Below are 15,434 nucleotides of genomic sequence, written 5' to 3'. Positions count from 1 at the left end.
AAACATCGGTTTTGTTAGCACTACTATTCAATTGCTATAAATCTAGTAGTTTTTATTACATTTACTTTCTTAATAATCGATACAAAACTATGTCAGCAGCAAAAAAAGAGTACAAAAAAGTTACCGTAAAATCTCTAGTAGATATGAAAAAGAATGGAGAAAAAATCTCTATGCTTACTGCGTATGATTTTACAATGGCCAAAATTTTAGATGGTGCAGGTATAGATGTTTTGCTTGTTGGCGATTCTGCTTCTAACGTAATGGCTGGTCATGAAACTACTTTACCCATTACTTTAGATCAAATGATTTATCATGCCAGTTCTGTGGTAAGAGCCATAGACCGTTGTTTGGTTGTGGTAGATTTACCTTTTGGTTCTTATCAATCAGACCCAAAAGAAGCTTTGCGTTCTGCCATTAGAATTATGAAAGAATCTGGCGGACATTCTATAAAATTAGAAGGCGGTAAAGAAATAAAAGAGTCTATAAAAAGGATCCTAAATGCTGGTATTCCTGTAATGGGACATTTGGGTTTAACGCCACAATCTATCTATAAATTTGGTACATACACAGTGCGTGCTAAAGAAGAAGAAGAGGCAGAACAGTTAATGGAAGATGCTTTAATGCTAGAAAAATTAGGCTGTTTTGCAGTGGTTTTAGAAAAAGTACCCGCCAAATTAGCAAAACAAGTAGCAGACGCAATTTCCATTCCTGTAATTGGTATTGGCGCAGGAAATAAGGTGGATGGCCAAGTTCTGGTTACTCATGATATGATAGGAATGACCCATGAATTTCACCCACGATTTTTGCGTAGATATTTAGATTTGTATAAAGACATGACAGGCGCTTTTGAGTCTTATATTACAGATGTAAAAAGTGGCGATTTTCCTAATGAAAAGGAACAGTATTAATCCCATCCTAACCTTCCCAAAGGGAAGGGAAACGATTACAAAAATAAATATGGAAATATCTGATAAGGTTTTAAAATCGTTTCTTTTTATGCTATATATTCCATTATTTAGAATTTTAACTCCTTTTTTTATAAAATTTATATCCTCATTTTTAGGAGAAAACTTAAGAGGATATTTTATACCTAGTTTTAAAATTTTAAAGTTTTTATCCAAATATATAGTACCAATTATGGTTTTAATTATGGTTTTTTTTATTTGGTTTTGAAAAGTAAATAACTCTAAAAATCTAATAATCCAATAATCTAAGAGTCCAAAAGTCTAACAATCCAAAAATCTAAAGGTCTAAATATCTAAAAAATGCATCGCTATAAAGATTTAAAGTTTTGGCAGTTAAATAGCACATTTTGTAAAGAAGTATACATCTTAACAAAATCGTTTCCAAGTGATAAAAATTTGGACTTATATCATAATTAAGAGGAGCTTCTGTTTCTGTTCCTTCTAATATAGCAGAAGGTACTTCAAGAACTTCTAATAAAGATTTTAAGCGTTTTTTAACGATTGCTTTAGGTTCTTGCTATGAAATTGAAACGCAACTTTTAATTACCTTTGACTTAAGTTATACAGATAAAACTAACTTAGATAGTTTAACAAATACACTTTATCAAATTATAAAAATGATGTCCAAATTCTCATCCTCTCTAAAAATCCAATAATCCAAGAATCTAAGAATCTAAGAATCTAAAAGTCTAAGAATCTAAACATCCAATAATCCAAACACCTAAAATTCCATTTTGAAAATACTCCATCTAGATACAAATCACCCGCTTTTAATAAACCAATTAAACAATTTAGGTTTTACAAATGATGAAGATTATACTTCTTCAAAAGCAGTAATTGAAGCAAAAATTCATAATTATGATGGATTTATAATTCGCAGTCGTTTTAAAATTGATGCCAATTTTTTAGACAAAGCCACAAAATTAAAATTTATTGGCAGAGTTGGTGCTGGTTTAGAAAACATAGACTGCGATTATGCAGAAAGTAAAGGAATTGCCTTAATTGCAGCTCCTGAAGGTAATAGAAACGCTGTTGGCGAACATGCTTTAGGTATGCTACTATCGCTCTTTAATAAGCTAAATAAAGCCGATAAAGAAGTACGTAATGGCCAATGGTTGCGTGAAGAAAATAGAGGCATTGAATTAGACGGAAAAACCGTTGGTTTAATTGGTTATGGAAATATGGGAAAATCCTTTGCTAAAAAACTGCGTGGTTTTAATGTTGATGTGCTTTGTTATGATATAAAACCAAATGTTGGAGATGAAAACTGCCAACAAGTTTCATTGCAAGAATTGCAAGAAAAAAGTGATGTTTTAAGTTTACACACACCAGAAACATCACGCACAAAAAACATGATAAATAGCGATTTTATCAGTGCTTTTAAAAATAATTTTTGGTTGATAAACACTGCACGTGGAACATCTGTAATTACCAAAGATTTAGTTTCCGCTTTAAAAAGCGGGAAAATTTTAGGCGCTGGTTTAGATGTTTTAGAGTATGAAAAATCTTCTTTTGAAAACTTATTTTCTGAAGATAAACTACCAAATGCTTTCCAATATTTAATTAATGCAGAAAACGTAATTTTATCGCCACATGTTGCAGGTTGGACTGTTGAAAGCAACGAAAAACTATCGCAAACCATTGTAAATAAAATTATTACAAAATTTTGTTAACTTGTAACCATTAAAAAAATGTAATGGTTATCCAAGCAAATTCGCCAGAAGAATACATAAATCAAGCTCCAGAAGAAAGAAAAAAAGCTTTACAAAAGCTTAGCGCTATAATTGGTTTGTAAACGCATATCCAAAACGTAGTAAGCGTAAATTAGATATGGGTAAAAGTTGCATTCGTTTTAAAAAAATAAACCAGATACCTTATCAACTTATTAGTAACTTGTTCAGTAAAATATCTGTAAAAAAATGGATTAAAACCAACGAAAGCATCCAGAAAAATAATAAAAATTAACAAAATATATAAACAGTATGAGTACAGAAAATTTAGAAAATGAAGGAAAAGAAGTTGCTAAAAACCTTAAAAATAAGCGCAACGAAACTTTAGATCAATTAAAAGACACTACTAGCGAAATAACAGATGCTGCTAAAGAAAAAGCAGAAGAGCTAAAAGAAGAAGCTACCGAACTATTTGAAAATGCCAAAGGGAAAATAAGCGAAACTTTTTCTGATGAAAATATAGACAAAGCCAAAGAGAAATTGCAAGATTTAAAGGCAGAAGCCACCGAAAAAGTAAATGAATTTACAGAAGATGCCAAAGAAGTTTTTAGTGATGTTTCTGAAAAGGCAAGTGAGTTAGCTGGCGATGTTAGCGAAAACTTAATGGATATTGCAGAAGACGCAAAAGAAGAATTGCAAGAAGTAAAAACGAAAACAAAAAACTTCTTTCAACGTTTATTTGGTAAATAATATCTATGAATTTTCTATCTAATTATCCTGCAGAAATATTAATTCTACTTTTTTTAAGCATTACCTATTTGATTTCTGCTTATGAAAAAATCACAGACTGGAAAGGAAATGTGGCATTCATTAAAAATCATTTTAAAAACTCTCCCTTAAAAAATAGTGTCCCTTTTTTATTAAGTATTATTTTAATTGTAGAAAGTATTGCTGTCTTTTTTATGTTGATAGGTATTTATCAATTATACACATCAGAGGCAAAAGAAATTGCTTCTTTTGGTTTAGAGCTTTCTGCGGTAACTTTATTATTTTTATTAATAGGCCAACGTTTGGCAAAAGATTATCCAGGAGCAATGTCTTTAACTGTCTACTTTACACTAAACGTATTTGGCATTTACTTATTAAATAACTAAAACTTATATTTTTTTAATAACTATAATAATAAACTATTTAAAAAAGGCTTAAAACATGTGTTTTAAGCCTTTTTTAGATTTCTATAATATAATTTAATGACGCATGATGCAAAAGCTCCAAAAAACATACTTAAAATAGATTTTACTTGTTTTTATTGCCATAATTTGGAGCGTCACATCCTGAAATTTGTTTTATACTTTGATTTAGGATAAATCGATAATAACTCGTTTTACTCAGCTAATTTTTACTGTTATGCAACTCACTACAAATAAAGAAGTATTCCGGTCCTAAAAACAAGTAACGCGTTTCTAAAATTGCGAATATATTTAATGAAATCATTAATTATGTTTTGATTAGTGCAAAGCAATCTACAATTACTGATACAATTTTATAACATAAATTTTAATTATTCAATAATGTCACAAACTGTTTTAAGTTCTAAAATATATTAATCTAATCAAATCTCTAAGACCTCCAAATAACTTTACTAATTAATCTAGCAATTTTTAATCACATAAATTAAAGAAGAATACTCAGACGTTTGTCTTGCTTTTCTGTTAGAAATAAATCCGTTATAAAAAGCTTTCATAAGATTCATTTTTCCTGTCTTGTATTTTTCACTTAACAAGGATACATAATAGGCATCAAATTTCATAGGTAGTGTTTTTTCTACCTCCATATGTATTGTTCCAAATAATTTGTGAATGCTATTTTGAGAGAAATGCCAAAGGTGTCTTGGTACATCAAAAGCGGCCCAAAATTCTTTATAAATTGCTGCATCGTAACTTTTATAATTAGGAACTGCAATTACAATTCTTCCTTTAGGTTTTAAAAGTGCTTTTAACCTTTTAATATACTCTGCCAAATTTTCTACATGTTCTAAAACATGCCAAAGTGTAATCACATCAAACTTAGTGTCTTCTAAATCATCTAAGGTTTCGTGTAAAGTAATTGACTTTTTATTAGCAATTGTTCTGGCATCTAAACTTGGTTCTACTCCAAAAACACGCCATTGATTTGCCTTACAAAATTGTAAAAAATCTCCTGTTCCTGCACCAACATCTAAAACAGTTTTTGCTTCTGTTTGAAAAGAGTTTAATAAGTTTAGTTTTTGTTTTAAAGTATAATTTCTCACCAATTGATACACTTTGTCAAAAACAGATGTATTGCTATCTGTGTGCGAAATATAAGCTTCACTTTTATAAAAATCTCCTAATTTTTCTGGAACAGGTGTAGTTGCTAAAAGTTGGTATTCTTCATTTAAACCAATCTTAAAATCTGTTTGTGAAACGGTAAAATCTTTACAAACTAAAAAAGGTTTTAGATTTTTATACAACTCTTTTTCGTGCTCCATTTTAAGGTGTTTTTTTTACTGTTCCACGAGGAACAATTGAATTAAAATTCCATTAAATTTGAAATTTTAGGTGAAGTCAACAGTAATTCAAAAGCTATTTTATGAGATGTTCCACAAGGAACATCTCATAAAAATAGTGTATTATCTACCCATATATACCAGCAAAACAGAAATATCACTTGGTGAAACTCCACTGATTCTACTTGCTTGAGAAATAGAAGTTGGCCTAATTTTATTCAATTTCTCTCTAGCTTCAAATGATAAAGACTTTACCTTTTCATACTTAAAACTATCTGGAATAATAACATTTTCTAAACGATTTAACTTGTCTGCATTATTCTTTTCTTTCTCTATATAACCAGAATATTTCAAATGAATTACAGCTTGCTCTATTGCTTCTTTATCTATATTTTCCTGCTCTAAAAAATCACTTAATTTCTTTACAGTATTAAAATCTGAAAACTCTAATTGTGGCCTTGCAGCAATCTTATACAACTTCATAGATTGATTAATAAGTGCCAAATTCTTTGCTTCTAAAATAGGATTTATCTCCTCTTGTTTAACGCTCGTTTTTTGCAAAAAATCAATAAGTAAATCTGCTTTCTCTTGTTTCTCAATTACACGATTCATTCGTTCTTGAGAAGCCAAACCTAATTTAAAACCTAATGGTGTTAATCTTAAATCTGCATTATCTTGTCTTAACAAAGTTCTATATTCTGCACGAGAGGTAAACATTCTATATGGCTCTTCCGTACCTTTTGTAATTAGATCGTCAATTAAAACACCAATATAAGCCTCGTTCCTTTTTAAAATAAAAGGATCTTTTTCTTGTGTTTTTAAGGCAGCGTTTACACCTGCCATTAAACCTTGTGCGGCAGCTTCCTCATAACCTGTTGTTCCATTTATTTGTCCTGCAAAAAATAAGTTTTCAATTAACTTCGTTTCTAGAGAATGTTTCAATTGTGTGGGTTGAAAAAAATCATATTCTATTGCATAACCATATCTAAAAAACTTTACATTTTCAAAACCTGCTATAGAACGTATGGCTTTATCTTGAACATCTTCTGGCAATGAAGTTGAAAAACCATTCACGTACATTTCACAGGTAGTCCAACCTTCTGGCTCTACAAAAATTTGGTGCCTTTCCTTTGTTGCAAAACGGTCTATTTTGTCTTCAATAGAAGGACAGTATCTAGGCCCTGTACTTTGTATTCTTCCATTAAACATTGGCGACCTATCAAAACCTTCTCTCAACAAATCATGCACATCTAAATTGGTATAGGTTAACCAGCAAGAACGTTGCTTTTTTAAACTGCTTGTAGTTGGTAAATAAGAAAATTTTTCTGTTACCTCATCACCAGGTTGCTCTAACATTTTAGAATAATCTAAAGATCTACCATCAACTCTTGGTGGCGTTCCCGTTTTCATTCTACCTGCTTCAAAACCCATTTCTACCAAATCTTCTGTAATTCCTGTAGAAGCTCCTTCTCCTGCTCTACCTCCACCAAAACTTTTTTCACCAATATGAATAAGTCCATTTAAAAAGGTACCTGCAGTTAAAATTACAGTCTTTGCCTTTATCTCTAACCCTAAAGCAGTTTTTACACCAACTATTTTCGTTCCTTCAAAAATTAATCCATTTACAGCGTCTTGATAAAAATCTAAATTCTCAGTTTGCTCTAACATCGTTCGCCAACAATCTGCAAATTGCATTCGATCAGATTGTGCTCTTGGACTCCACATTGCAGGCCCTTTTGATTTGTTTAGCATCTTGAATTGTATTGCAGTTTTATCTGTAACAATTCCACTATAACCACCCAAAGCATCAATCTCTCTTACTATTTGCCCTTTGGCAATTCCTCCCATTGCAGGGTTACAACTCATCTGTGCAATATTCTGCAAATTCATTGTAATTAATAAAGTGTGTGCACCCATGTTTGCACTTGCAGCAGCAGCTTCACTACCTGCATGACCGCCACCAACTACTATAACATCAAATGTTGTTGAAAATAAACTCATAATCTATGGTTTCACGTGAAACATTTATATATTAACCTGATAATCAATTATTTAAATAAAGATAGCGCCAAATTCTCTTGGTTTGTCATCTCTTCTTGCTCTTTATCCGTTTTATCTTTAAAACCACAGTAATGCAAAATACCATGAATCATTACGCGCCTTAATTCTTCTTCAAATGTTACTTTAAAATCTTTCGCATTCTCAGCAACCCTATCAACAGAGATATAAATATCCCCGTTAATTAATTTACCCAAAGAATTATCAAAGCTTATAATGTCTGTTAAAGTATCATGGTTCAAGAACTCCACATTTAATTTGTGTAAATATTCGTCATCACAAAAAATGTAATTTACTTCGCCTAACTCACAGTTGTGGTTGTCTATCATAGCTCCAATCCAACTTTCTAAAGATGATTCATTACCTACTTTAAAATCCGTTTCGTAATTAAAAGTGATCATTCTCTTGATTTCTTAGGTTCAGAAAAATACTCACGAACCTTAATTTTGTAATTTTGCTGCAAAGGTAAGGATTGTCTATTTAATATTTCTATCTGATTGTAAAACTGCTTTTTAAACTGTAAAGCCCTCACTTTGTTTCTCTCAGATGCTTTTAAATTAGTTGTAGACTTTCTTTTCTTGTCTTCACCTTGTTCTAAAGCCGCCTTATCTAACTTTAACAATTCGTAGTTTAATTGTTGCATTTTTTGAAAAGTTCCTTGAGTAAAACCTTTTTGCAAAATTTCATTTTCTAACTGCTCCATGGTTTTTAATGCTCGTTTTGCACTTTGCATTCCTTTACCATTGCCCTTTCCTTCTTTTTCAGCTTGACGAATAGCTTCCTGCAATTCTTGCCTTAATTTACTTTGCTCCTTATAAATTTCATACAACTCTCCGTCTAAATCATTATTTTCTCCTTCTCCATTTTCACCACCTTTTCCATTTCCTTGTCCTTTACCTTTTTCCCCAGACTTTCCTGATTTGCCACTCTTCCCTTCTTCCCCAGGTTTACTATCTTCCCCAGGTTTATTCCCAGGCTTATCTCCTGGTTTCTCTCCTTTCTTCATTCCATCCTTCATCTTTTTAGAAAGCTCTCCTTGCTTTTTTATAATATCTGGCAAACTAAATCCACTACCCTTTCCTTCTCCTTTACCCATTTTCATATTAGCATTTTTCATGCTATTCAAAATATTACTTAAATAATCTGCCAAATTATTAGTGGCTGTCATTACATAACGTTGATTGGAAATTCCGTTTGAAAAACGACTTTCTGCAAAATTTTCTAAAGCTTGCTCCAAATTGTAATGTGTAGTTGATAAATCGTCTTGAATTTTGGCAGATAATTTTGGCAATCGCATAGATAAAACATACAAACTATCATCTATATGTTCAAAATAAGTTCTAATGTCATTCTGACTTTTTAAGTCTTTTCCAAAGTCCGGATGTGTTGTGGAAATCTCTTCAAATTTATTCACCAAATTCTCTTGTTTAAAAGAAAACGTGACTAAATTTTCTAAAATTTTACGCAAGTCTTCCATGTTTTCTTCCATAGATTCTCCTGCTGCAGCCTCCATGGCTTTTTGCATTTTTGCACTCATCTCTTTCATTTTTTGAGCGCTTTTTTTCTGACTTTTCTTAGCAGAACTTTTATCTTGCTTTTGTAAATTATCTTCAGATTTTTCCAACTCTTCATCAATTGCCTCTTTTTCATCTTCAACATCTGGCAAATCCATTGGCTCTTTCAATTTTTCATTATCTTTTGCCAACTCCTCTAACTCTTTTTTAAGCTCTTTAAATTCGTCATTAATCTTTTGTTGTTCTTCTAAAGTTGCTTCTTCTTTTTTCTCTAACTCTTCCTGTTTCTTTGCCAATTCTTCTAACTTACCAGCAATTTGCATTGTTTTTTGCTCTACATAAAAACGCTTGGTTAACTCTAACATGCGCTCTAAACTTCTTTGCTGTTGTTTATTCTGTTGCGCCAGTTCTTTGGCTTTTTTTACCAATTCTTCTTTGTTTAGCTTTTCAGCCATCTTGGCAATTTCATCCAACAATTTTTGCTGTCTATCTGTCTTTTTTAGCTCTTCAATTCGCTTTTTTAACTCTTCTTTTTTCTGCTGAAGATTCTCGTTTTTCTCTGTTTTCTCGTCTAAATTTTCTTGCAACTGATCTGTTTGACGCTGCATCATTTTTTTATAATTCTCCTGACGTTTTATAAAACTTTCTACCTTCTTTTTATCATTCCAACTTAAATTCTTTTTTTTCTGCAATTCTTGCTGCATTTTATTTAAATCTTGTTGCTGCTTTTGCTGTTTTTTAATGGAAGACTCTAAACTATTAATCGTATTTCTTTGTTCCTTTATTAACTCTTCTTCAATTTCTTGATTGGTTTTTTGACGGTAATTAAAAACTTTACTCCTTGCTTTTTTATTTCCATTTACTGCATCATTATCAAAAACCTCAAAATAGAACTGGTAATTTGTACCTTTTTGTAAATCTAATCCTTCAGGAAAATTATAGAAGAACGTTTGTACATTTGCCTTAGAAATTTCTAGGTTGTAGCTTTTTGTATTCTGCGGATTATTCTCATCGTAATACACCAATTGCAATTTCCTTATTCCATAATCATCAGAAATTTGACCTGCAAATTGTGCTGCTCCTCTAGCAATAGAATCCATATTTGTTTCTACTGATATTTCTGGCAACTCATCTTTTAAAACATTAACAGAAAATTGAAGACGCTCATACTCTTTTAAATTGTCATTTGAAGAAGCTATGTTGTAATTTAACGCATTTCTAATTCGTTTTTTAAAACGAAAAACACCTTTATCCTCTTTCGCAAATGCTTCTCTCTGTTGATTCTCTATAAAAACAACTTCTGTAGTTTTTGTGGTGTTTACCTTCCAAGTAATCTGAGTACCTTCTGGTACCAACAAATTACCCGAATTTTGTATGGTTTCATTACGTTTACCTACGTAATATGGGTACTTTAAATTTAAAGTAATATTGTTAATTGTTGGCGTACCAATTACCTTAATTTGATATGGTAAAGACTGCACATTATTGGCTTTAACAAAAAAGTTTAGCGGTTTTTGCACATCAATAAATGTGTAAGAGAAAGAACCATTCCCTTTATTTTGTAAAAAATATTGTTGGTTGTCATATATAATTTTGGCTTCTGCTGGCAACACATTTCCCAAAACTTCAAAGTTTACAGTAAGTGGTTTTCCTTGAATTACTTGTAAATTGTTATTTAACAAATTAAAAGAAAAAGGCGCTGGTGGTATGTATGCAGTTCTATGGTTTACAACGCGTTCTAAACTTTCTGTAAAAACACCGTTATTTCCTGTAAATAATGTAATTAACCAAATTAAAACAGGTACAATTGTATATTTTAAATAGTGCCTATTTTTTTTGAAATCAATTGCTTTTACAAAAGGTATGGGTTGTAATTCTTGTGATTTTTGATTGATACTTGCCATTAATAAATCTGACTGATTTGAATTTTCTTGAAGCTGTAAAACGTTTAAAAGTTTGTCTTCTACCTCTGGAAAATGTGCACCAATAATTTTGGAAGAAGCTTCTAAAGAAATCCCTTTTCTTAAACCAAATAACTTAAAAATGGGTATGGCTATAAAACGAATTAACAAAAACAACTCTACACCAATAAATAACCAAAATAAAATGGTTCTTGCTGTTGGTTTTAACCATAAAAAATACTCTAAAAATAGTGTAAAAAATAGATATAAACATCCCAAAGAAAGAAACAAAATTGTTCCTTTTATAAGTTCGTTTACATAGTATTTTCTAGTAAACTGGTGTAATTTTTTCTTAATACTGTTGAATGCCTCCATAAATAACTAATAAAAATACTCAATTTTGCTTTAACCACAATTATTTAAATGTTAATTTGAATTCTGTAAGTATTTCTGTTAAAATACTACTAAGTTTAAAATCAATAGAATTATGAAAAAATTAACCCTACTTTCTTTACTTCTTATTTCTTTAACCTCGTTTTGTCAGAGTCCGTGGACACAAGAAAAAGGCAATTTTTACACACAAGTTTCCTTTAACAGTGTTGCAAATTATGATACCCTTTTTGGCGACCCAGACACTAGTACTTTTGGTATTTACACAGACAATACTGCTCAAATTTTTGCAGAATATGGTATTAGTAACAAAACAAGTTTACTCGTAAATTTACCATTAAAAATAATTACTATTGAAGATTTTCAAGATCCAAGAATAGATTGTGATGGAGATTGCTCTCAAAATTTTAGTAAAACAGCTTTAGGAAATATAGAAATTGGTATAAAACATAATTTTTATAAAAAAGGTTGGTTATTGTCTGGCCAAATTTCTGTTGAAGCAAATACGGGTACTTATGATGGTGCTTCTGGAATACGAACAGGCTATGATGCCTATACTTTTACACCGTTATTTTTAACTGGTAAAGGTTTTGGAAACAGTTATTTTCAAGCATTTATTGGTGCAAATATTAGAACCAACAATTACAGTTCTAACTTTAAAATTGGTGGCGAATATGGTAAAAAAATAACTGAAAAAATATGGTTAATTGGGTATTTAGATATTGTAAAATCTCTTAAAAATGGCACTATTATTTTGCCAGTAACCAACACCATTACAGGTTTTTATGTAAACGACCAAGAATTTGGTGGTTTTGGTTTAAAAACCATTGGAGAATTCACTAAAAACTTTGGTATTACAGCTGGATTTGGAGGCGCTTTTTTTGCAAATAATTTAGCACAAGCGCCCTCTTTAAATATTGGGGCTTTTCATAAGTTTTAAATAAAACTGCTCTATATAATTTTAGAAACCTAACAGATTTTAAAACCTGTTAGGTTTTTTCATTTTTTCTTTTCTCTCATTTTCATTCTCTCTTTTAAAAACTATCTTTGCGACATTAAAAAAACTTTAAAAAAGTAAATTAAATTGTCATTTCGACTGAAATGGAGAAATCTAAATAATAATCCAATTTCATAGATTTTTTAACACCATCTCATTCCGCTAAAAATGACATTATCGTTTTAAAATAAATCATTTAAAAAACAAAAAAATGGAATCTAATGTTCGTGTTCGTTTTGCCCCAAGTCCTACAGGACCTTTACATATTGGTGGTGTAAGAACAGCTTTATATAATTATTTATTCGCCAAAAAACACAACGGAACTTTTATTTTAAGAATAGAAGATACAGATCAAACGCGTTATGTTGCCAATGCAGAACAATATATAATAGATGCTTTAAATTGGTGTAATATTCCTTTTGATGAAGGAATTAATAAGAACGAAAAATTTGGTCCTTACAGACAATCTGAACGTAAAGAATTGTATAAAAAATATGCAACTATTTTATTAGAAACAGGTTGGGCATATTATGCTTTTGATACTGCTGAAGAATTAGATGCACATAGAAAAGGACATGAAGCTGAAGGTAAAACCTTTATTTACAATTGGCACAATCGTGAAAAAGGGCGTTTGGTAAACTCTTTAGTTTTAACTGATGAAGAAGTTCAAGCAAAGATAAATGCTGGCGAAAATTATGTAATTCGTTTTAAATCTCCACAAGATGAAATCTTGCAAATGGAAGACGAAATACGTGGCAATATAACTATTGATACCAATACTTTAGACGATAAAATTTTGTTTAAAACAGATGGTATGCCAACCTATCATTTAGCAAATATTGTTGATGATCATTTAATGGAAATTTCTCATGTAATACGTGGTGAAGAATGGTTACCTTCTATGCCATTACATGTTTTATTATACAAAGCTTTTGGTTGGGACTCACCAAAATTTGCACATTTACCTTTAATTTTAAAACCTGTTGGTAAAGGTAAATTAAGCAAAAGAGATGGTGATAAATTAGGTTTCCCTGTTTTTCCTTTAGAATATACAAATGAAGCAACTGGTGATGTTTCTAGAGGTTACAAAGAAGATGGTTATTTTGCAGACGCTTTTATAAATATGTTGGCTTTTTTAGGATGGAATCCTGGAACAGAACAAGAAATTTTTTCTTTAGAAGCATTAGTTGAAACTTTCGATTTAAAACGTGTTTCTAAATCTGGCGCAAAATTTAGTCCAGATAAAACCAAGTGGTTTCAACAACAATACATGCAAACAAAGTCTGATGAAGCTGTAACTGAACTATTTTTACCAATTTTAACTGAAAAAGGAATTTCAGTTGCTAATGAAGACGAGAAATCTCAAGTTCAAAAAATAGTTTCATCTATAAAGGAAAGAGCAATTTTTGTGGAAGATTTATGGGATTTATCTTCTTATTTCTTTGAAACACCATCTGAATATGATGCAAAAAATGTAAAGAAAAACTGGAAAGAAGGAACACCTGAATTAATGCAAGAATTGGTTGAAATTATTAAAAATATTGAAGATTTCTCATCAGCAAATACTGAAAAAGAAATTAAAGAATGGATTACCAACAAAGAAATTGGTTTTGGTAAAGTTATGCAACCTTTACGTTTGTCTTTAGTTGGTAAATTGGCAGGACCTCATCTATTTGACATTATTGCAACTATTGGTAAACAAGAAACTATTTTAAGAATAGAAAACGCTATCGAAAAGCTTTAAAATAAAACATGTATATTTTAACTTCGGCATAATTAGTACTATTAAATACTAATTTTGCCGAAGTTTTTTTTGTAACAAATTCAAAAAAGTTGCGTCACATAAATAAATACTGAAATTCAGTATCTTTACAAGAAACGAATTATAAACTACTAAAACCTTTACTTATGATTATAATACCTATTGCAATCGGACTATCCGTTTTCTTTTTAATGGCAGTTTTTTTTATTGTAAAACAACAAACTGCTGCTATAATTGAACGTTTTGGAAAATTCCAAAGTATTAGACAATCTGGTTTACAGCTAAAAATACCTGTTTTTGATAGAATTGCGGGTCGTTTGAGCTTAAAAATTCAACAATTAGATGTAATTATAGAAACCAAAACTTTAGATGATGTTTTTGTGAAACTAAAAGTTTCTGTACAATACAAAGTAATAAAAGAAAAAGTATATGATGCTTTTTACAAATTAGATTATCCTCATGACCAAATAACCTCTTTTGTTTTTGATGTGGTACGTGCAGAAGTACCAAAAATGAAATTAGATGATGTTTTTGTTAAAAAAGATGATATTGCCATTGCTGTGAAAAGAGAACTGCAAGAATATATGACAGATTATGGTTACCATATTATAAAAACTTTGGTAACAGATATAGACCCAGATGCACAAGTAAAAGCTGCCATGAATAGAATTAATGCTGCAGATAGAGAAAAAACTGCTGCACAATTTGAAGGTGATGCACAACGTATTTTAATTGTAGAACGTGCAAAAGCAGAAGCAGAAAGCAAACGTTTACAAGGACAAGGTATTGCAGATCAAAGACGTGAAATTGCACGTGGATTAGAAGAATCTGTAGAAGTATTAAATAAAGTAGGTATTAACAGCCAAGAGGCATCTGCTTTAATTGTAGTTACACAACATTATGACACTTTACAATCTATAGGACAAGAAACCAATAGTAACTTAATTTTATTACCAAACTCACCACAAGCAGGCAGCCAAATGCTAAATGATATGGTAGCAAGTTTTACAGCTAGTAATCAAATTGGAGAAGCTATGAAGAACCAAAAACCTAAAAAATTAAAAGAATAGTTATGATAATTACAACAACACCTACCGTAGAAAATAGACCAGCAACGCAATATTTAGGTATTGTAACTGGCGAAACCATTATTGGTGCAAATATTTTTAAAGATTTTTTTGCAGGAATAAGGGATATTGTTGGTGGTAGATCTGGCTCTTATGAAAAAGTATTAAGAGAAGCTAAAGATACTGCCTTAAAAGAAATGCAAGAAAATGCAAAAAGATTAGGCGCAGATGCTATTGTTGGTATAGATTTAGACTACGAAACAGTAGGAGCAAATGGAGGAATGTTAATGGTAACTGCCTCTGGAACAGCTGTAAGACTTTAAATTTTTGTTGATTTATAAATTAGTTACACTAATTAACATGAATTCGATTTAAAAAAACTGTTTATTAATATGTTACGACTTATACTATTTAAATACCATCCTAAACTTCCCAAAGGGAAAGGACTTTTACTGGTATGCATAGTTTGGGTTTTGGTTGATAATTTTTAGCTTTAAGTATTATTTTAATTTTGATTTTATATTACAATCTCTAATTAAATACAAGATTTCTCAACTACACTTTATTCCGTTTTAAATGACAT

General features: G+C 30.7%; 13 protein-coding genes and 1 pseudogene. 10 read left to right on the top strand and 4 right to left on the bottom strand.

The features are described from left to right. Positions 1-89 precede the first annotated feature (89 nt). From panB to Q0684_RS08240, 6 genes and pseudogenes are all read left to right on the top strand, one after another. Positions 90-908: a 3-methyl-2-oxobutanoate hydroxymethyltransferase gene (gene panB, locus Q0684_RS08265; protein ID WP_299015074.1), complete on the top strand. Its 819-nt coding sequence runs from the start codon at positions 90-92 to the stop codon at positions 906-908. 503 nt (positions 909-1,411) lie between these two features. After that, positions 1,412-1,621, top strand: coding sequence for a four helix bundle protein (locus tag Q0684_RS08260; RefSeq protein ID WP_299015557.1), 210 nt, complete (start codon positions 1,412-1,414; stop codon positions 1,619-1,621). A gap of 78 nt (positions 1,622-1,699) precedes the next feature. Continuing rightward, a complete protein-coding gene (locus Q0684_RS08255; protein ID WP_299015071.1) occupies positions 1,700-2,638 on the top strand; it encodes a 2-hydroxyacid dehydrogenase in 939 nt (312 codons plus the stop codon). A 109-nt stretch (positions 2,639-2,747) separates the two neighbouring features. After that, a pseudogene (locus Q0684_RS08250) lies at positions 2,748-2,930 on the top strand (DUF1801 domain-containing protein); the annotation flags it as partial. A 17-nt stretch (positions 2,931-2,947) separates the two neighbouring features. Next, a complete protein-coding gene (locus tag Q0684_RS08245) occupies positions 2,948-3,385 on the top strand; it encodes a hypothetical protein (RefSeq protein ID WP_299015068.1) in 438 nt (145 codons plus the stop codon). Between the two features lie 5 nt (positions 3,386-3,390). Next, positions 3,391-3,789, top strand: coding sequence for a DoxX family protein (locus tag Q0684_RS08240; protein ID WP_299015065.1), 399 nt, complete (start codon positions 3,391-3,393; stop codon positions 3,787-3,789). Positions 3,790-4,286: 497 nt separating this feature from the next. Here Q0684_RS08240 and Q0684_RS08235 read toward each other — a convergent pair whose 3' ends face one another. From Q0684_RS08235 to Q0684_RS08220, 4 genes are all read right to left on the bottom strand, one after another. Continuing rightward, the gene (locus tag Q0684_RS08235; protein ID WP_299015062.1) at positions 4,287-5,144 is read right to left on the bottom strand and encodes a class I SAM-dependent methyltransferase; all 858 of its coding nucleotides are present in this window, start codon (positions 5,142-5,144) and stop codon (positions 4,287-4,289) included. A gap of 141 nt (positions 5,145-5,285) precedes the next feature. Next, positions 5,286-7,163: a tRNA uridine-5-carboxymethylaminomethyl(34) synthesis enzyme MnmG gene (gene mnmG, locus Q0684_RS08230; RefSeq protein WP_299015059.1), complete on the bottom strand. Its 1,878-nt coding sequence runs from the start codon at positions 7,161-7,163 to the stop codon at positions 5,286-5,288. Positions 7,164-7,210: 47 nt separating this feature from the next. Beyond that, on the bottom strand, positions 7,211-7,621 hold the full coding sequence (ybeY, locus tag Q0684_RS08225; RefSeq protein ID WP_299015056.1) for an rRNA maturation RNase YbeY: 411 nt from the start codon (positions 7,619-7,621) through the stop codon (positions 7,211-7,213). Then, positions 7,618-11,010 (bottom strand): DUF4175 family protein, encoded by a 3,393-nt coding sequence (locus tag Q0684_RS08220; protein WP_299015053.1) that lies wholly within the window; start codon positions 11,008-11,010, stop codon positions 7,618-7,620. The genes ybeY and Q0684_RS08220 overlap by 4 nt, the downstream gene beginning before the upstream one ends. A 112-nt stretch (positions 11,011-11,122) precedes the next feature. Here Q0684_RS08220 and Q0684_RS08215 point away from each other — a divergent pair, with 112 nt between their 5' ends. From Q0684_RS08215 to Q0684_RS08200, 4 genes are all read left to right on the top strand, one after another. After that, complete coding sequence (locus Q0684_RS08215; RefSeq protein WP_299015051.1) at positions 11,123-11,965, top strand: hypothetical protein; 843 nt, start codon at positions 11,123-11,125, stop codon at positions 11,963-11,965. Between the two features lie 268 nt (positions 11,966-12,233). Further along, on the top strand, positions 12,234-13,766 hold the full coding sequence (gene gltX / locus Q0684_RS08210) for a glutamate--tRNA ligase (RefSeq protein ID WP_299015048.1): 1,533 nt from the start codon (positions 12,234-12,236) through the stop codon (positions 13,764-13,766). Positions 13,767-13,930: 164 nt separating this feature from the next. Beyond that, positions 13,931-14,854: an SPFH domain-containing protein gene (locus Q0684_RS08205; protein ID WP_299015045.1), complete on the top strand. Its 924-nt coding sequence runs from the start codon at positions 13,931-13,933 to the stop codon at positions 14,852-14,854. A gap of 2 nt (positions 14,855-14,856) precedes the next feature. After that, positions 14,857-15,174: a heavy metal-binding domain-containing protein gene (locus Q0684_RS08200; protein ID WP_299015042.1), complete on the top strand. Its 318-nt coding sequence runs from the start codon at positions 14,857-14,859 to the stop codon at positions 15,172-15,174. Positions 15,175-15,434 lie beyond the last annotated feature (260 nt).

This window comes from uncultured Polaribacter sp. (genome assembly GCF_947503875.1).
Lineage (GTDB): Bacteria > Bacteroidota > Bacteroidia > Flavobacteriales > Flavobacteriaceae > Polaribacter.
This window is presented reverse-complemented; position numbering and strand designations above follow the sequence as displayed.